General features: G+C 60.4%; 17 protein-coding genes. 12 read left to right on the forward strand and 5 right to left on the reverse strand.

Annotated elements, in window-relative coordinates; genetic code table 11:
* Both ASF84_RS13820 and ASF84_RS13825 read left to right on the forward strand, forming a co-directional pair.
* A complete protein-coding gene (locus tag ASF84_RS13820; protein ID WP_056839265.1) occupies positions 1–1,623 on the forward strand; it encodes a DUF2300 domain-containing protein in 1,623 nt (540 codons plus the stop codon).
* A gap of 58 nt (positions 1,624–1,681) precedes the next feature.
* Complete coding sequence (locus tag ASF84_RS13825) at positions 1,682–2,662, forward strand: hypothetical protein (protein ID WP_156684231.1); 981 nt, start codon at positions 1,682–1,684, stop codon at positions 2,660–2,662.
* A gap of 461 nt (positions 2,663–3,123) precedes the next feature.
* Here the strand turns inward: ASF84_RS13825 and ASF84_RS13830 are convergent, their stop codons facing one another.
* Positions 3,124–3,594 (reverse strand): hypothetical protein, encoded by a 471-nt coding sequence (locus tag ASF84_RS13830; RefSeq protein WP_156684232.1) that lies wholly within the window; start codon positions 3,592–3,594, stop codon positions 3,124–3,126.
* Complete coding sequence (locus tag ASF84_RS13835) at positions 3,594–3,989, reverse strand: hypothetical protein (protein WP_056839271.1); 396 nt, start codon at positions 3,987–3,989, stop codon at positions 3,594–3,596. The genes ASF84_RS13830 and ASF84_RS13835 overlap by 1 nt, the downstream gene beginning before the upstream one ends.
* 138 nt (positions 3,990–4,127) lie before the next feature.
* On the opposite strand from ASF84_RS13835, the gene ASF84_RS13840 reads away from it, so the two are divergent.
* Positions 4,128–4,517 carry a lysozyme inhibitor LprI family protein gene (locus ASF84_RS13840; RefSeq protein WP_156684234.1) on the forward strand — a complete coding sequence of 130 codons (390 nt, stop codon included), beginning with the start codon at positions 4,128–4,130 and terminating at the stop codon, positions 4,515–4,517.
* Positions 4,518–4,584: 67 nt separating this feature from the next.
* Here the strand turns inward: ASF84_RS13840 and ASF84_RS29125 are convergent, their stop codons facing one another.
* Positions 4,585–4,845, reverse strand: coding sequence for a hypothetical protein (locus ASF84_RS29125; protein WP_152034993.1), 261 nt, complete (start codon positions 4,843–4,845; stop codon positions 4,585–4,587).
* On the opposite strand from ASF84_RS29125, the gene ASF84_RS13845 reads away from it, so the two are divergent.
* Genes ASF84_RS13845 through ASF84_RS13875 form a run of 7 tightly spaced genes read left to right on the forward strand, consistent with a single transcriptional unit; the run spans position 4,802 to position 12,297 of the window.
* Positions 4,802–5,818: a 3-oxoacyl-[acyl-carrier-protein] synthase III C-terminal domain-containing protein gene (locus ASF84_RS13845; RefSeq protein WP_056839273.1), complete on the forward strand. Its 1,017-nt coding sequence runs from the start codon at positions 4,802–4,804 to the stop codon at positions 5,816–5,818. The genes ASF84_RS29125 and ASF84_RS13845 overlap by 44 nt on opposite strands.
* Entirely contained in the window at positions 5,818–6,825 is a 1,008-nt protein-coding gene (locus ASF84_RS13850) for an NAD-dependent epimerase/dehydratase family protein (RefSeq protein WP_056839275.1), read from the forward strand. Before ASF84_RS13845 ends, ASF84_RS13850 begins: the two co-directional genes overlap by 1 nt.
* Positions 6,822–7,676 carry an MBL fold metallo-hydrolase gene (locus tag ASF84_RS13855; protein WP_056839277.1) on the forward strand — a complete coding sequence of 285 codons (855 nt, stop codon included), beginning with the start codon at positions 6,822–6,824 and terminating at the stop codon, positions 7,674–7,676. The genes ASF84_RS13850 and ASF84_RS13855 overlap by 4 nt, the downstream gene beginning before the upstream one ends.
* On the forward strand, positions 7,666–9,024 hold the full coding sequence (locus ASF84_RS13860) for a F390 synthetase-related protein (protein ID WP_056839280.1): 1,359 nt from the start codon (positions 7,666–7,668) through the stop codon (positions 9,022–9,024). Before ASF84_RS13855 ends, ASF84_RS13860 begins: the two co-directional genes overlap by 11 nt.
* Positions 9,012–10,163 carry a hypothetical protein gene (locus tag ASF84_RS13865; protein WP_056839281.1) on the forward strand — a complete coding sequence of 384 codons (1,152 nt, stop codon included), beginning with the start codon at positions 9,012–9,014 and terminating at the stop codon, positions 10,161–10,163. Before ASF84_RS13860 ends, ASF84_RS13865 begins: the two co-directional genes overlap by 13 nt.
* The gene (locus ASF84_RS13870) at positions 10,160–11,299 is read left to right on the forward strand and encodes a hypothetical protein (protein WP_056839283.1); all 1,140 of its coding nucleotides are present in this window, start codon (positions 10,160–10,162) and stop codon (positions 11,297–11,299) included. Before ASF84_RS13865 ends, ASF84_RS13870 begins: the two co-directional genes overlap by 4 nt.
* The gene (locus ASF84_RS13875; RefSeq protein ID WP_056839285.1) at positions 11,299–12,297 is read left to right on the forward strand and encodes an aromatic ring-hydroxylating oxygenase subunit alpha; all 999 of its coding nucleotides are present in this window, start codon (positions 11,299–11,301) and stop codon (positions 12,295–12,297) included. Before ASF84_RS13870 ends, ASF84_RS13875 begins: the two co-directional genes overlap by 1 nt.
* 52 nt (positions 12,298–12,349) lie before the next feature.
* Here ASF84_RS13875 and ASF84_RS13880 read toward each other — a convergent pair whose 3' ends face one another.
* Entirely contained in the window at positions 12,350–14,083 is a 1,734-nt protein-coding gene (locus tag ASF84_RS13880; protein ID WP_056839287.1) for a DUF4344 domain-containing metallopeptidase, read from the reverse strand.
* Positions 14,084–14,187: 104 nt separating this feature from the next.
* A complete protein-coding gene (locus ASF84_RS13885) occupies positions 14,188–14,652 on the reverse strand; it encodes a hypothetical protein (RefSeq protein ID WP_156684236.1) in 465 nt (154 codons plus the stop codon).
* 267 nt (positions 14,653–14,919) lie between these two features.
* On the opposite strand from ASF84_RS13885, the gene ASF84_RS13890 reads away from it, so the two are divergent.
* Positions 14,920–16,080 (forward strand): DUF6393 family protein, encoded by a 1,161-nt coding sequence (locus tag ASF84_RS13890; protein WP_056839291.1) that lies wholly within the window; start codon positions 14,920–14,922, stop codon positions 16,078–16,080.
* 112 nt (positions 16,081–16,192) lie between these two features.
* Complete coding sequence (locus ASF84_RS13895) at positions 16,193–17,461, forward strand: OmpP1/FadL family transporter (protein WP_056840143.1); 1,269 nt, start codon at positions 16,193–16,195, stop codon at positions 17,459–17,461.
* The last annotated feature ends 116 nt before the right edge of the window (positions 17,462–17,577 follow it).

Below are 17,577 nucleotides of genomic sequence, written 5' to 3' on the forward strand. Positions count from 1 at the left end.
ATGCGTTCACGCAGGCTGTGGCTGATGTTGCTTTTACTGCCTGCGCTGACCTTGGCGCAAGAGGACCAGATTCAGGTCGCCTTGAAAGGGGAGCTGTTGTCCCTCAACCGTTCCGGGCTTGTTTCGCGAGCACCGCTGCCAGCGGCGTTACAGGCCCCGTTGGGCAGTCTGTGGAAGTTGTTTGTCTATGCCTGGCTGGTGGACACAGGCGCCACCGAGCCTGCCTATCAGTGCCTAGGGCAATCCAGGGAAGAGGTGTATTGCTGCACGGCCGGTGGCAGCATCGGCCGCGATCAGGCCTTGGTAAAGTCCTGTGGTCTGTATTTCGAGCCCCGGCGTCTGGGCATATCCGAGCCTGACTGGCGGGCGTATTGGCAAGCGCGCAAGGCACCGCAATGGCTGCTCGGTACGTCCACACTGCAGCCACAGACCCGGGTGCCCGTGGCGCAATTACTGGACACCCTCGCCACGCTGCCGGCACAGGACCAGGCACGACGGGTGCTGCTTGATGTAGTGCTGGGCGCGGCCGACAGCAATGTCGTCGGCGCTCTGGGCGGTCTTCTACGGGTCAAGACCTGGAGCTGGTTTGCCGACAACGACGACGCTGCGCAGCGCGAGGGCGGTTTTGCTGGCTGGACCGCGGAGGGTACGCCCCTCTGGGCACAGGCACAGGGCACCAGCCAGACGGTGCTGCGCAATTACAGCGAGGCGCTGGCGTCGGTCCTGCCCGCAGGCTGGCCCGCTGAGCCTGGACGATGCGTGAAGGTCGACCTGTTTTCACGTTACCCGATCGGCCATGTACTCAAGGCGGGCCGCGCCGTTGAGTCAGGCCCCTTGCTGGGCGACTATCGCGTCGAGTTTTTGAATGGCAATCAACTGGACATTCACAGCAACGGCGAACTCTTTCTTGAGAAAGACACGCTCGTCGCCAGGCTTGATCGCGAAGAGTACGTTGCCCGGGTGCTGCAACGTGAAGCCCAGGCGGAGCCGGCCGAAGCGGCCAAGGCGCTGGCCGTCGCGATTCGTACTTACCTGCTGCAAAATGCTGGCCGCTCCGGCGAATGCCTGACCATCGATGACAGCAGCAACCGGCAGCGCGTAGCGCCACGCCCGGCAAGCGCTGAATCACGCCGTATTGCGGCGTGGACCAGCGACCTGATTCTTGCGGGCACGAATGTCACTTACCATTCGACGCAACCGGATGCCGATAAATTGTCCTGGCAGCAAGCAGTTGAACAAGCCAATGCCGGTCAGCGCTACGACGCCATCCTGGTGCAGGCCTACCCTCGCGCAAGCCTCAGTCGCTGGGACAATCCTGTCGCGTCCTGCACAACACTGCCCGCGGCTCAGGACTGGCTGCAAAAGCAGCGCAAAATCTGGCGTCAACAGCTCGAAACCGAGGTTGGCTACAACGAAGTCAGTACGTTTGCCGTGTGCCGCGTAGCCTTCGGCAATCCCCATGTCGACCGCGAGCGCAACCGGATCTACGTGCGTGGCGTTCTTTCGCTGCAGGACCGTCTCGACCTGACGCACGAGTACCTGCACCTGGCGTTTGAGGCGCACCCCAATGGCAACGATGAAGCGTACATCGAAGGACTGGCCCGGCGTCTGTTGCTGGAATAGCACCCTGACCCTGGGAATGCCCCGATTCTTTTGTATGAATGACAGTGAGGGATTGACCATGTTTGTCTGCATCTCCGGTATTGCCCGGCATCGGGTAGGGTGCGCCGTCAGCGTTTGGCTGAGCAGCGCAATCGCCCCGGCCCTGGCTATCATGCCGGTCGAGCACCCCGTCGATGCCATGGCGGCGCTGGAGGAACTGCGCTCGGAGGACCTTGCCTGGACCTCGCCCAGGATGCAGGCGTTCATGCGGCAATGGCTGGATGTGGTTGAACTGGATGAATCGCCCTGTGCGCCCGCTGAAGTCAAGTTATCGCCCATGACGACGGTCTGTGAATATACCCCGGACGATCAGACCGGCGCTGCCGGGCCATCACGCCTTCTGCTGGGCATTGTCGGCAACGATAAAAACACCGCCCGCCTGGTCAGTGTCGTGAGTACGCGGCGTCTGAGCGACGAAGCCTGGAAGTGCCAGCCAGCGCCGCTGGATACCTTTGTGTGTGTGCCGCTCGGCGGCGACAGCGGTGAAGACGACACCCTGTTTGCCCGGTGGGATAAATGGCTGCCTCGCACGCAGAGCGAGTGGTATGCCCGGTATGCCATGGATCCTGAAATGAGATACATACAAAGCGTCCTGGCGTCTGGCCAGCCCATGCCAGCCGATCTACCGGGCTTGCTGGCCTGGAAAAAATGGCAGGGCGTGGCAATGAACACGGTACGGATCGAACGACTGGTGCTGGTTGGTCAGTTGTGCCGTGTGTTGGAACCGTCTGACGCGGCGACCATTGTTCGCAATGCTCACGCTGAACTGGATCAAGACAGGCGCCAATTGGCTGATCAGGACAGGCGTCGCGCCAAAGACTGGCTGAGGGCGCTGCGCATGGGCGCCACTCAGTCCGCGAGGATATCCGATGTGACAGACGAGGCGTCTTGCCAACGGTTTGCCGCGCCCTATGGAACCCTGTCAAAGCTGTTGACCTGGACCGATAAACCGCAAGAAGCGAGCCCGGGTGTGCGCGCCAGTCCAAGGACGTTGCCCTGATAACGGCTCATCCCGGGCCCCGCTGGCGAGTCACGGGGTTGAAGGGCGGGCTGTAGTCAAAAAAGCCCCGCCCTTATTTTTTGCTCGATGATCTGACCTAACTCCCTGCCAGGGGATTGGTAGAACAATGAGGCGTGGGGGCAATGGGGAGCATGTTTGAAAGGATGCGGATCGATCACATGTTGTGAGTAACCGCAATACTGGCAGTAGACCGACTCGCCCCTCAGCTTCCAGTGTTTGTTCCAGGCCTGCAGTGGGAGATAAGGTATGGTCATCTGGATCCGGCCGCCTGGTGAAGGTGAGTCGTATGTGTCTGACGGGGTTCATGGGCCGCGCCTCTCGTCAAGGTCGACGTAAAAGGCGGCCCGTCTTGAACCCGACGGTCAATGTGCATGGCAAAAAACAATAGGGTTTATGTATCCATCCATACACAGGTGACGGGCGCTGCTGGCTGCGGTCGATTACAGCGAGTCATCCTGGATGCGATACAGTCTCCAGCAGGCCTCGCGCTTGAAGAACAATGAGCGCTGATAGCCCGTGTCGGCCTTGGTCAGTCTTATCATCGCCTGGTCTGGTGCCGTGAGCTTTTTCTCAAGCGTCAAGCCTTCATCGTGCTGCTGCTTTTCGCTCGGCATCAGGGGGAACTCCAGCCGGGCTTTGTCCAGCAGTTCAGAAACCGGTCGGGGTTCGGGCTGCGCCTCAGGGTCAATGAATTCGTTGCGCAACGGCGTGCTGACAAAGGCTTTCTGCACCGCAACGTCGTTCGCGAAGCGCTCCAGGAAGCCATCAAAATTCTGAGACGGGCATACCGCAACGCCTGCCGATGAAGGCGGTGGGGTGCCGGTGGCGAAGGCGAAGGGGATGTACAGCGTGGCAGTCGTCATTGCCAGCACAGCGCCTGCGCGAGTGCACCATTGTTTCAACATAATCATCACAGCCCCTGCGACCATTCTTTGTGAATTGCAGCGATGCGTTCAGCGTAAGCCACTGAAAGACAGGCGGCATCCTTGCACACCCCGGCCAAGGCATCGCGCCATACTTTCTGTTGCACGCCCATCGGGTCTACAGCCTCGCCCGTCTCACCATCGACGCCCTTGGTTTCTCTCCTGACACTGTCGACCAGAGCCAGCATTGTCGCTTCCTGGCCTCGCAGACTTGCACTGGAACACGCAATGTCCTCAAGCCGGGTCAAGGGTGCATTGTCGTCGCAGCGTTCTGCAAAGCCAAAGTCGGAATCGCCGCGTGGAATGCCATCGGTGCCGGCACTCGCATTCAGGGCCAGGGCCATGAGGGTGCTGGCGACACACAGGCCAAGCCGTTGTTTCATGGGGTCGCCTCGTTCAAGTCATTGCCACGATAGAGTGTCCTGCGACACCGTGAAAATACTACACCTGTACTATTGAAAAGCCTTGATGGCTGGGCGAATCTCGATGGTTGAGCCCCTTCATTGAAACGGATTCCAATCATGATGCGTTACCTGCCTGCGCTGTGTACGGCCTTCTTTTGCCTGTCCGCTTCAGCGAAAGATCAATACTCTGCGCAGTACGATGCCTGTGTCGCGCGGTCTGAAGGCATCACGTTCAACATGAATGAATGCGATAACAAGGAACTGGCGAAACAGAATGCGCGCCTGAATACGGCCTACAAGGCGGCCATGGCGGCGCTTTCGGACGAGCAGAAAACGCAACTGCGCGATGCGCAGCGACTGTGGATCAAGTACCGGGACGCCAATTGCTTTATGTATTATCACTTTTCAGGCGGCACCATGGACCAGATCAACGGTGCCGGCTGCGAGTTGAGCATGACGGTCAAACGCTCGGAAGAACTCAAATGGTTTGCCGAGATGAGTGAGTAGCACTTCCACCGTGACCTGGACGCCCGGTTGCCGCCGCACCAGGACCTGCGCCTGACGGCTATATCGATCAAGGGTAAGACAATGCTTTGGGCACCGGATACTGGCTACCGTCAAATGTCAGGGTGACGCTGGGCAGGGCAGGTTTGGCAGAAATTTTTTCGCAGGCTTGGCCTTTGGGGCGTTTTTGGGTGTCAATGATCTTCTGCTCCACCTTCAAGGCGGCAAAGCCATCATCACCGCCCGTATAAGTTTTACTAGAATGATCTTTTATAAACGGAATTTGAATGCACACTTCACCGCTGGCTCTGTCTCCAAGGCCTGTGGCCATTCTCGGCTCCGGGCATGCGCTGCCGGACACAATTGTCACCAGCGCCGCTCTCGATCATGAGTTGGGCCTGGCAGCGGGGAGCGTCGCGCAGATCAGTGGGGTCGTTCAGCGGCATGTCGCGTGCCGCACCGAAACCGCCGCCAGCCTGGGCGCGGCGGCGGCCCGACAGGCGCTAGGGGCCGCCAGTCTCGAGCTGGACCAGATCGACCTGATCGCTTGTGCCAGTGGCACCCTGGATCAAGGCATGCCGTGCAATGCCGCCTTGCTGCAACGGGAACTGGGCATGGGCCACTCCGGCATTCCGGCCATGGACATCAATGCCAGTTGCCTGGGCTTTATTGCTGCCCTCGACACCTTGTCCTGGCCCTTGGTTGCCGGTCGTTACCGGCGTGTTCTGCTGGTGTGCTCGGATATCGCGTCCTGTGGGCTCGATTGGCAGCAGGTGCCGGTCAGCGGCATTTTTGGCGACGGTGCGGCGGCTGTTGTGCTGGGTGTCAGCGAAGGCGGGGCGAAGATCATCGCCTCGAACCTGCAGACATTTTCCGAAGGTGCGCACTTATGCCAGATTCCGGCAGGTGGGTCGCGCTTTCACCCGCAGCGTATCGATATACCCTTCGAGCCCTTGACCCGATTCTCCATGCAGGGCAAAGGCGTGTTCCGTCTTGCCTCCAGGCACTTGCCGACGCTGACAAACGATCTGCTGGATCAGGCAGGCCTGACCCAGGATCAGATCGACTGGGTGATTCCTCACCAGGCCAGCCAGCAAGCGATGAAGCATGCGTCCAGGCGCCTGGGGTTTGCGCCAGAAAAAGTCATCGACATTTTTTCTCATCATGGTAATCAGGTTGCTGCTTCACTGCCGACAGCGCTGGACATTGCGATTCGTGATCAGCGCATTCAGCGCGGGCAGACATTGATGTTGATCGGGACCGGTGCAGGCCTTTCGATCGGCGGCATGATCCTGGAGTATTGATGAAAATCCTGGTGACCGGTGGCACCGGCTTCATTGGCCGGCATATCGTCTGGCGACTGGTTTGCCAAGGCCATGAAGTGCTGTTCAGCGGACGCAACGCTTCAGCCGCGGCCGATGTCGTCCGCCACAGCCAGGGCACGGTGCGCTGGCTTGCACTGGAGCATGGCTCGGCAGCGGCAGCCAGAACGCTGCTTGAGGCGACGCGGGGCTGCACGGCGGTTGTCCATTGCGCGGCATTGTCCTCGCCCTGGGGAACCACCGAAGCCTTTGCCCAGGCCAATCTGATGGCCACCGATGAGGTACTGAACGCCTGCCGCGTCAATCAGGTGAAGCGCCTTGTGCACCTCTCGACGCCCAGCCTCTACTTCGCCTTTCGTGATCGGCTCGATATCCACGAAAACGAACCGTTGCCTGTGCCCGTCAACGAGTACGCGCGCACCAAGGCGCTGGCTGAATTGAGCATTCAGGCGGCAGGTCTTGCCGAGGCGGTCATTTTACGCCCGCGTGCGGTGTTCGGGCCGTGGGACGGGACATTGTTACCGCGCCTGTTGCGTGTCATGCAGCGTGGGCACATACCGCTGATGCGCGGCGGCCGGGCCCAACTGGACCTGACCTGTGTCAACAATCTGGTGCACGCGGTCGAACTCAGCCTGAGTCAACCGTTGCCACGCCCCCTGTGTATCTACAACGTGAGCAACGGCACGCCGCTGGCGTTCAAGGAGCTGTTGCAGCGCATCGCCGAACACTTTCAACTGACCTTGCGTACTCGACGCCTGCCATGGCGGTTGGTGGATGCCGTGGCGCTGGCGCTGGAAACCAGTGCCCGGCTGCGACACAGGGGTGAACCGCTACTGACCCGCTATGGCGCCGGGGTGCTTGCGTTCAGCCAGACCCTGAATCTGGACGCCATACGCAAAGAGCTGGGTTACCGCCCGGTGATCACGCAAGAGCAGGGCATTGGCCAACACGCGCAATGGTGGCTTGCACAACAGGGGATTAAACCGTGAGCCGCACCGTCAGCCTCAACGTATTGCGCGCCGGTTGGTGCCGGCATCTGGCCTGTATGGCCGATCGCAGCGCCCGCTGGGCGCCGACACAGTTTCCGTCACTGTGCGGGCTGATTCGCCATCCCGACGCCGGCTGGATCCTGTACGACACCGGTTACGCTGAACATTTCTTCAAGGCCACCCAGGCCCTGCCAGAGCGCTTGTATCGCGCAGCGGTGCCGGTGCAACTGCCCGTGCAGGAGCAACTGCTCGCCCAGCTGAAGGCGTTGGGCATTCAGCCCGATGACATCCGCACAGTGATCATTTCGCATTTTCATGGCGACCATGTCGCCGGGTTGCGCGACTTCGACAAGGCGTCCTTCATTGCCCTGGATGCTGACCGCCAGCACATTGAAAGCCTGCGCGGCTCGCGTTGGCGGGCGACCCTGGGCGGTCATTTGCCAGGCTTGTTGCCGGACGATTTTGCCAGCCGCCTGACCCTCGCCGATCATTGCAGGCAAGTCGCCCTGCCTGAGTGGATGACCCCTTTCAGTCAAGGACTCGACCTGCTGGGTGATGCCAGCCTGATCGGTGTGCCGCTCCCGGGGCACAGCCATGGCCAACTGGGCCTGTTCATCCCGGATGCGCAAGGGCGTCCGGCGTTTCTGGTCGCTGACGCTTGCTGGTCGGTGCCCGCTTGCCGCGCCGAGCGACTCCCGGCTGCGCCGGCGGTGTGGTTTGCCGGCCACGACGCCAGGCAGTACCGCCAGACCTACGCCAGCCTTGGCACATTGCTGCGCCGAGAACCGGCTGTTGCGGTGCTGCCGTCGCACTGCACGTACGCCTGGGAGGCGTTCCGGGATGAGCAATGAAGGCTTGAGCGCAACACTGCGCAGTGTGCTGAGCTTTCTCGACAGTCGCTACCGGTTGCGATTCACCCGGCGCGAACACCTGCAAGCGTGGCAGGCGCGGCAATTGACGTATTTTCTGGAAACCGTGGTGCGCCAGTCTGCACGGTTCAAAGACCATAGGTTTACCCACCTGGCCGACTTTCCATTGATGGACAAGACCACAATGATGAATGACTTTGCGGCGTTCAACACCTGTGGCCTCGGGTTGGACCAGGTCCTGTCAGTCGCACGGCAGGCAGAACAGTCCCGCGACTTCAGCCCAACGCTGGGCACTATCACCGTTGGCCTTTCCAGTGGCACGTCCGGGCACCAGGGGGTGTTTCTGGTCAGCGCGCTTGAGCGCCAGCGTTGGGCCGGGATTCTATTGGCGAGAACCTTGCCGGCCCGGTTTCTGCCAAGGCTGCTGTGTTTCTGGCAAGCACCGCTGCGCATCGCTTTTTTCTTGCGCGCCAACAGCCGCTTGTACACCACGCTGAGCAGTCGCCGAATCGATTTTGCCTTTCACGACCTGATGCTCGGGCTGGACGCAGCCTTCAAACGCCTGGAGGCCCAGAACCCTGATGTGCTGGTGGCCCCGGCAACGGTGTTGCGGGGCCTGGCTGAAGCCGTGCTGCACGGGCGCTTGCGCCTGCGCCCGACCCATATCGTGTCGGTGGCCGAAGTGCTTGAAAGCACGGATACCGATGCAGTTCTCAAGGCCTTTGGGGTAATGCCACGGCAGATCTATCAAGCCAGTGAAGGCTTTCTCGGCTACACCTGCGAGCAGGGGACGTTGCATCTCAACGAAAGCCATCTGCACATCGAGCCGCAGTGGCTTGACGACCAGCACACCCGCTTTCACCCCATCATTACCGATTTCTCGCGGCGTACACAGATGATCGTGCGCTATCGCCTCAACGACGTGCTGCATGTCAGCGAGGCCCCTTGCGCCTGCGGGCGGGTCGAAAGGGCGATTGCCTTTATCGAGGGCCGTGCCGACGAGGTGCTCTGGCTGCCTGACCTGGAGGGGCGGCAGTTGCGCGCGCTGTACCCGGATGTCGTGCGCCGGACCCTGCTGATGCACGGCGCAGCGCTGCAGGAATATGAGATCCAGCAGACGAACCTGAACTGGCAGATCAACGTGCAGGCCAGCGCTGATCACGACGCACTGTGCCAGGCGATCGACGAAAGCCTGCGCCAGTTGTGTGCCCGGCAGGGCGTAAAGCCTGCGCACATGCGCTTTGGTCACTGGCAGGCACCGCCCGCGCACGTCAAACGCCGACGCCTGAAACTGCTGCAATTGCCTGAAGGGTTGCCATGCGTGTACTGATTCTGGGCGCCCGGGCGCCGGCGTGCCTGGAGTGGGCGAGGGCATTCAACGCTGCTGGCTGGACCGTCAGCGTCGGTGATTCGCTGGGGCAGCCGCTGAGCCGCTTCAGCCGCTCGGTGCACCATTTCGTTCGTTTGCCAGAGCCCAGACTCGATCCCGCCGGCTGGATCGAGGCGCTGGCCAGGGTCATTGAGGCACAACGCATCGACGTGTTGCTGCCAACGTGCGAAGAAGTCTTTTATCTGGCCCATGGTCTGGAGCGTCTGGCCCCTCTGTGTCGAGTGTTGACCTGTGACTTTGCGCTGCTGCACCGTTTGCATCACAAGGGGCAGTTCGCGGACCTGATCCAGGACTGGACGTTGTCGGCGCCCGAAACCCGCCTGCTGACGGATCGCCAAGGCGTGTTGGCGTTCGGTGCGCAGGCTGCGCAGTGGGTGTTCAAACCGGCCTATTCGCGTTTCGCCTCGCACACGCAGGTTCAGCCCGACGCGACGCAGTTGGCTAAGGTCCAGCCCAGTCTCGAGGCACCCTGGGTTGCACAGCGGTTCATTCAGGGCCGGGAGTTTTGCAGCTTCAGCGTATTGATCAATGGCCAGTTGCGAGCCCATGGCGTCTACCAGCCGCGCTATCGGGTGGGCCGGGGGTCGGGCATCTATTTTGCGCCTGCGACGCCAGAGCCTGTGCGTCGCTTCATCGAGCAGTTCGGCCGTGAAACCGGCTATACCGGGCAGGTCGGCTTTGACTTTATCGAAGATCAGGCTGGCCGCTTCCATGTACTGGAGTGCAACCCGCGGGCCACCAGCGGCGTCCACCTGTTCGACAATCAGCGTCAGGCGCTGGTGAGCAGCCTTGGCGAAGCTTGCAGCCGCGTGCTTGAGCCGACGCAGGAGCCGCGGATGATCGCACTGGCGATGCTGTTACTGGCTGCGCCTTCACGCGTGTCGAGCCGCACGTTCTGGCGCGACTACCGTCTGGCCCGCGACGTGATCGTCCAGCAAGGTGATGTGTTGCCGCTGGCGGCTCAATGGCTGAGCCTGGGGGAAATTCTCTGTCGCGCCGCCTCCCGGCGCTGCGGGGTGCTGGCGGCGTCCACCGCCGATATCGAGTGGAACGGCCAGGCCTTGGAGAGACCACAATGAAGCTGGTGTTTCAGGCGCAGCTCCTTCAGGAGCCGGTGACCGCCCACGACAGCCCCGCCCGACACTACGTGCGCGGCTGGGCCGAGGCCGGACTGATCGCCAATGTGAGTACGCGGATGGCGCTGCTGGACACTGGCACGCAGCAGCTTGTGGTCAGCATCAATGACGGACACGACCCCGAAGACAACGGTTATGTGGTGTCGCCGCGTACCGCCTACAGTGGCTACGCCCGTGAGGAACTCAAACGCCTGGGCCGCCCGTGGCTGACCCGTCCCTTGAGCCTGCTGACCCAAGGCGTCGACGCCTTGCTGGGCGCGGCCAGGGTCGACAAGCTGGTCCAGGTCAATAACTGGTTGCTGTCGACCAACCTGTACCCCGCTGACTGGGATCTGGACGAACTGGCGCCGATCAGTGAGTTCTTGCAGCGCACCTTCCCCGATCACGCGCTGTGCTTTCGCTCGATCAATGCGTTCAGCAACCGTGAACTGAAACAGCGTCTGCAAGCGCTGGGCTTCCTGAGTATTCCCAGCCGGCAAGTGTATGTATTCGACGGCCGTAGCGGGGCGGATGCACCGTTCCTGCGGCATCACAACACCCGGCTCGACCGCACACTGTTGCGGCGCAGCCCCTATGAAGTGGTGTCGGGCTCCGCCCTGAGCGACAGCGATTTCGTGCGGGTAGAGCAGCTTTATAACCTGCTGTACCTGGACAAGTACTGCCGACTCAACCCGCACTACAGCGCCCGCTGGATGCAGCGCGGTCAACGTGAAGGCTGGCTGGAGCTGCGCGCGCTGCGCAACCCGCAGGGCCGTATCGATGGCGCATTGGGCTGGTTCGCCAATGACGCGACCCTCAGCGCGCCGATTGTGGGTTACGACACCGGGCTGCCACAGAAAACCGGCTTGTACCGGCAACTGACCTGCCTGTGCCTGCTGGAATCGGTCGAGCGCCGTACAGTATTGAATTTCAGCTCCGGTGCCGCGGGTTTCAAACGCTTGCGCGGCGGCCAGCCGCAGATCGAATACAGTCTGATCAGGGTCGCCCATCTGTCCTGGCGGCGGCGCTGGGTATGGCGATTGCTCAGCGCCCTGCTGCATGGAATAGGTGTACCGCTCATGAGGGCACTCAAACTGTGATGCAGCGTACGCAATGGTGGCCGGTAGCGCTTGGCCACGAACTGAAAAAAGCCCCACTGGCGTGCCAGGTTCACGACCTGCCACTGGTGCTGTTCCGCAGCGACGATGGGCGTGCGGCCGCCTTGCCGGATCGCTGCCCGCATCGCTTCGCGCCATTGAGCCAGGGCCGGGTTCGCGATGGACAGATCGAGTGCCCTTACCACGGTTGGCGATTTGCAGCCGACGGTCGCTGCACCCGGGTGCCCGGCACTGATCAGGCTCCCTCCAGCACGGCCTTGCTCGACAGCCTCGCCTGCTGCGAAGCCCATGGCCTGGTGTGGGTCTGCCTGAATGCCCCGGGGGCGCTTGCTACGCCGGTTGCCCCGGCCGGGCAAGGTCAGGCACTCGATACGTTCTGGATGACCGACCAGGTGCAGTGCTCATTACAGGACGCTGCAGAAAACTTCCTGGACGGATTTCATACCCATTTTGTTCATGCCGGATGGATCCGTCATGACCTGCAGCGCCAACGCATCACGGTCCGCGTTCGCCCGCTCAAGGACGGTATCGAAGCGATTTACAGCGAGGAGGGCAAACAGTCCGGGCTCATCTCGCGGATGTTCGAAGGGCAGCGGGGCAGGAGCATGGGGCGTTTTCGCCTGCCGGGGCTCGCAGAAATCGAGTACCGCGATGGCAACGATCACCTGAACCTGCTGGTCAGCGCCTGGATGACGCCCTGCGCAGCGGGGCAGTTGCGGGTCTTCGCACGCGTTGCGACAGCCAGGGGCAAAGTTCCGGCCGTGCTGAAACGTGCCGTATTGCGGCAGATGTTCAAGGTCATTCTGCGTCAGGATCGACAGATTCTGGAGCAGGTCAGCGCCAACAGACAACGCTTCCATTCACACCCGGTCGCGCCGCTGGATGGCCCTCAAGACTTGCTTGGGCCAGGCATCCGCCAGTTGCTTGAGCAGGGTCAGCCGCTGGCGTTTGAAGAGCGAACCTTCAATATCTCGCTCTGAAAGGCACCTGAAAGCACAGCAGCGGCAGGGCGGTAATCGGCTTCAGCCGTTCTCACTGCCGGCTCTGCGCATCCTGGCGATTGACTGTGTCGTTGGCGATTTTCTGATAACGCGGTGCAAAGTGTGGCAGCAGTAATCGCGCCCACGACGAGACGATTTTGCTGGTTTCCTGAGGGCAGCGTGCAGCCCTGGACTTTGGAAGCAGCCCTCGATCGACAATCGAGGCGTACTCCTGCGGGTTACGGCCGTACACCATGCACAGCAAGTTGTAATAGCGCTGTTCGTTGAGTGAGTGCTCGTCCGAGAATGTATCGTGGGCGGCACTGCCGCTTTGCAGTGAGGCATTGGTCTTGAACCAGGTGGCAGTCATCGACAGGACCCGGGTGAGCTGCTCGGGGGGCTCATCACGGTTTACATGCATCAGGATCATGGTCGCCGCCATTTGATCGACCGCATCTTCTTCACGCCCCGTGGAGGGCAGGTTCAACAAGTCGATAAAGGCATGGCCGGTCTCATGCAGCAGAATAAAGCGCAGGTTGGACTTTACGTAATCGGTCGGGAAATCCGGGTCGTTGTTCACGTTCAGTTCATCGGCCTGGCGCAGCAGGTAGTTGACCATTTCGTAGCACAGGAAGACGGCAGAGTCTTTCGGGCTGTAGAACGCATTCACCATGCCGCACTCCATGCCCACATAATGCAGAGGGCGAGGCATCATGAACATGCCGTCCATGGCGTCAATTTCGACATTACCGACCAGCAGGTCGGCCCGGCGGGTGAAACGATAGGCTTCTTCGAGCCGGGCATCACGAGGCGCCTGGTACGTATAGGAGAACCGCGTGCCCTTGCCGTCCGAGACATCCGGTTTTTGCGCGCTCTGCGCGGGAGGTTGCTGCTGTGCCGGTTGTTGCTGTACAGGTTGCTGCTGCACAGGTTGTCTGCCGGGTGGTGGCGTATTCGCGCTGACCTGAGGCGGGTTGCCGCCGGGCTCGTTTTTAGAAGCCTGAGCCAGTGCAACCAGGTAGGAATAGTCAGGCTCTCTTGTCTGGCGAGGGGTGTCGAAGGGCTCGAAGCTGTTTGAAATCAATACGGAAATCGCCTGCATTTCTGCGTCCCGGCTGCCGCTCCAGACCAGGTCATAACCCCGCACTTCGCTGCCACGCTGTTCATAACGGCTGTAGTATTTACCGGTGCCGCGCTCACCGGCGAGGATGAACAGACCGCCTTTTCTGAACGAATAGGTCACGGTGGATTTACCGTTGCCGGTCAGGTCGGCGTACAGCGTGTCGATGGCATCGGGCTTGACGTTGTCGATACGCATGACCTGGATCGAAACACTTCTGTCTTCGGAATCGATATTGACGAAGCTCGGCTCCGGGTGGGTGGTCCTGGTGAGCAAGGCCGAGGGGTAGGCCAGCGTCACGCCGGACTTGGGCTCGGTCATGGTCGTCCAGCCATACTTCTTGCGTGCAGTGAGCGCCAGCCCCCCCAGGTGCACCGCAAGGTCTGCATTGAGTACCCCGGTGCCAGGTTGCTTGTATTGCTGCTGTACCGTTGCAATGGCGTCACGGGTGCCTTTGCCAAACTGGCCATCGATCCAGCCGTTGTAAACGCCGCCCCAGATCAAGCCTTCCTGGATCAGCTTTCGCTCATCGACATTGAGCGAGCCTTCAGTGTTGTCGGCATTCTGGGTGGCGTAGGGGTTAACAGGGGCTGCGGCACCCGCCAACGCGCCGGCAGGCTGCCCGGCAAAAGTCGCGACAGTCGCAATAAATGCCATGTGCAACATGCGGTTTTTCCAGCTCGTCGAGGAGCGGGTTGCTACGGTCCCTATCGTCAATGGAATAGCTCCTGAAATGCGCTCGCCAGCCTGTAAGTTTGTCATCGTCCAGCTCAGTTGTCAGGGAGTGCTTCGTAGCCCTCGAGTGCATAGCCACTGACACTCGTCCCGGTCAGGTGGGCGCCATCACACCTGTAACTTCGTCGCTCGTAGCTGTAGGACGTCCGTATCTGCTTTATATCGGGCAGAGGACGCCGGAACTGCCAGCCTTCCTCTACGTCGTAAGCCAGGCGCTTGTCATCGAGGGCGACCACACCCTCAGAGTAAATCAATGTCTGCCTCGATCCGCCGTCATCGGGTAACGGCTGCGGGTCGGCTTTTGTCTGGTCGGTTTGCCAGGTTGCTTCAAGAAATGCACGGCAAGCGTGAGCGCTGGGCAACGTGCGCGCTTCGAGGGCACTCGGTGGCAATTGCCCACTGGCCTGGACGCAGGCTGGCAGGGCCAGCAGTAAAAGCCAGGCCATGAAGCCTGTTGCAGCCTCATGAGGTGTTGCTGTCCTGACGAATCCAGTCACCATGCTCCGTGGTTGTCCTTGAGGATTGGCGGTGTCTGACGTCGGTAGTGACGTCATGCTCCAGGCAGGCATTGCCGGGAGTGGTTATCAGCAATTTACGGGGAAACGGTGAAATGCCAATAGCACATCCGTACTATAGATATCCCGATCATTATTCGTCACCCTGGATTAATGAGTAAAACTCAATGCATCGGGAAGAGGATGGCCTGTAAACCTGATCGACAGTGTTTCGATAAGCATCAGGTTCAAGACCCTAAAGGATCCGATTGAATGAAGTCCCCTGCGGTTGCAATCTTTTTGCTGGCTTTCATGTCTCAGCCTGCCTTGGCGCGACCCATGGATTGTGCAAGGGCATCCGCTGCAATAGAACATTTGATATGCGCCGATTCCCGGCTGGTCACTGCTGACGCGGCCATGGCAAGCGCTTATGCATCGATCCTCAGGCGCACCGATGATCCTGAGATTCGCAGCGTGCTGCTCGCCAGCCAGCGTCGCTGGATGGCTGCGAGAGACCAGAACTTCGAGGCACTGCGTGACGGCATTGATCCCCGGACAGGTGAGCCCTATACCCCGCAGGCGCGCAGTCATATCGTACTGAAGGCTATTGAGGCGCGTACCCGGCAACTGGGTCGGATTGCCGATCAGGCATCGGCCAGGCCTGAGCTGATTCAGCGGGCGATTGACCAACGTGCGTTTGATGCAGGGTTCACAGGCGGCCGCTTCGCCGGAAGCAGTGTGGCCTGTGAGTTTGTACCGCAAGCGGATGCCTATGCCTACGGTTGTTTCGGGACGCGCTTTCATCAGAATAACAACCGGATCTGCAGCGTCTCCCAAGACTGGGCCAGCGGGGACTTGTATCAGACCCGCGCTGTCGCAGAGGTCATTGACGGCAAGCCGAAGCTGATTGCGACGTGCCGTCCCGGTATCCAGGATTGCGCTGAGGGCAGTCCTGGCTGGAGTACCCGGTCCGGTGATCCGGATGCAGACACGCAACGTCTCTATGACCAGGTCGATAAAACACCCTTGGCCAGGCTGGACGTCGAACTTGACGACCCGCAAGAGTTCGATGATCCGTGGTTGACGCAATGCCTGACAGCGCCCGGTTTTCCATGGGGCCTGTCGGTTGACCTGAACGCCATGTTCGATGAGGTTTATGCTTCGAAAAAACCGGTCGGATTCGAGCAGGTTGATGTCAGCAGCGTGATCACCCGGTATTTTCCGTTGAATACCCGCAAGGCCGCGCTTACCCGGGCATTCACGCCGTCCAGGACGTGGACGATTGTCGAGGACCTGCCCGACAGGCTTGTGATTCGGGACAATCGGGGGCGGGCGATAGTGGACCCTGATGCCAGTTCCGTTGTAATGACTTTCGCGTTCAATAAAGACAGCCTGCTTAGCCAGGTGCACGCTGTTCGTGTAAAAAGCCAGTAGTTGTATGAAGGGGCTCGCCTCGGCTTTGCGCCGGTTCATGCAGGAAGAGAAGGCATCATTGAGGGTCTTCCCCGGCACTTTTCAATAACGGGTTCTGAAGAAATAAATGACCATGCTCAAGACATCCCTTGGCCTCGCCGTTGCACTGGCATCGACTCACGCTCTTGCTGGGGGTTTTGCCCGCACCGAACAAAGCATCAGCTCCATGGGCAGTGGTCAGGCAGGGCGCGCATCGGCCGCCAACGACGCCGGCACTGTATACGGGAATCCGGCAGGCATGGCGCGCCTGGACGGCACGCAGATCAGCGCCGGCGCCACGTTCATCGACGCCTCCACTGATATCAGTAATGCCAGCGGTCGTTCCACTGGCAGCAATGACGGCGACATGGTGCCGTTCAGCACGGTGCCCTTTGGCTTCTATACGCACACGCTCGATGAGCATTGGTCCTTTGGCCTGGGGGTCTATGCACCGTTTGGTCTGTCGACTGATTACGAAAACGGCTTTCAGGGGCGCATGTTTGCCAGCAAGAGTGACATCAAGGTCATCACGCTTCAGCCCACCGTCAGTTACGCCTTCAATGACAGGTTGTCGATCGGCTTCGGGCCTACCTTCAATCGGATTGCGGGCACGCTTGAGTCAGATGTCACGCTGAATCCGGCCATTGCCGACACCCATGTCAAGGTCAAGGGTGACGATACGGCTGTAGGATTCAATCTGGGGGTGCTGTTCAACGCCACCGATAGCACCCGGATCGGGCTGACTTATCACTCTCAGGTGGATTACAAACTGGACTGCCATACCCAGGTGGCGACGGGCGCGGGCACACCTGCGCCGTTGCTCATGAGCAACCGCTATGACTGCACGCTGAAAGTGAGCACGCCGCAGTCATACGATTTTTCGGTTACCCAGGACGTAACCGATGCCTGGAAGCTCTTCGCGAGTGCGACCTGGACCGGGTGGAGCAGCATGCAGGACCTGAGTCTGCGCAATCAACCCATCTCGGCAGCGCAAGGAGGATCGTTGGCTTCGGCTTTGACGGGCTCCATTCAGGAAGGGCTGAACTGGCATGACACCTGGGCTTATGCCATCGGCACGGCGTATCAGTTGAACCCGCAATGGATCGTGCGCGCCGGTTTGACACTCGATCAATCGCCGACCCGCAACACCGATCGCTCACCCCGTACGCCGACGGGTGACCGGCAGCTGTTCAGCCTGGGAGTTGGTTACAACGCGACGCCGCAATTGACCATTGATCTAGCTTACACCTACCTCAAGGAGGAGCGTATTGACGTCAGTCGCTCAAATGCACTGGCCAGTTACCGTGCAACTTATCAAAGCGACGCTGACATTGTGGGGGTCGGGGCCACTTACCGGTTCTGAGACAGACCGATTGGCCGTCCAGGGGCTGTCCGAATAAACCGGTAGTACAGATGTGCTATTGCCTGAAAACGGTGGTGAATCCTAATCTTCAAGCACCCGCCGTCTATCTTCTATTA

Origin of the sequence: Pseudomonas sp. Leaf127 (genome assembly GCF_001423155.1) — a bacterium.
Taxonomy (GTDB): Bacteria; Pseudomonadota; Gammaproteobacteria; order Pseudomonadales; family Pseudomonadaceae; genus Aquipseudomonas; species Aquipseudomonas ovata.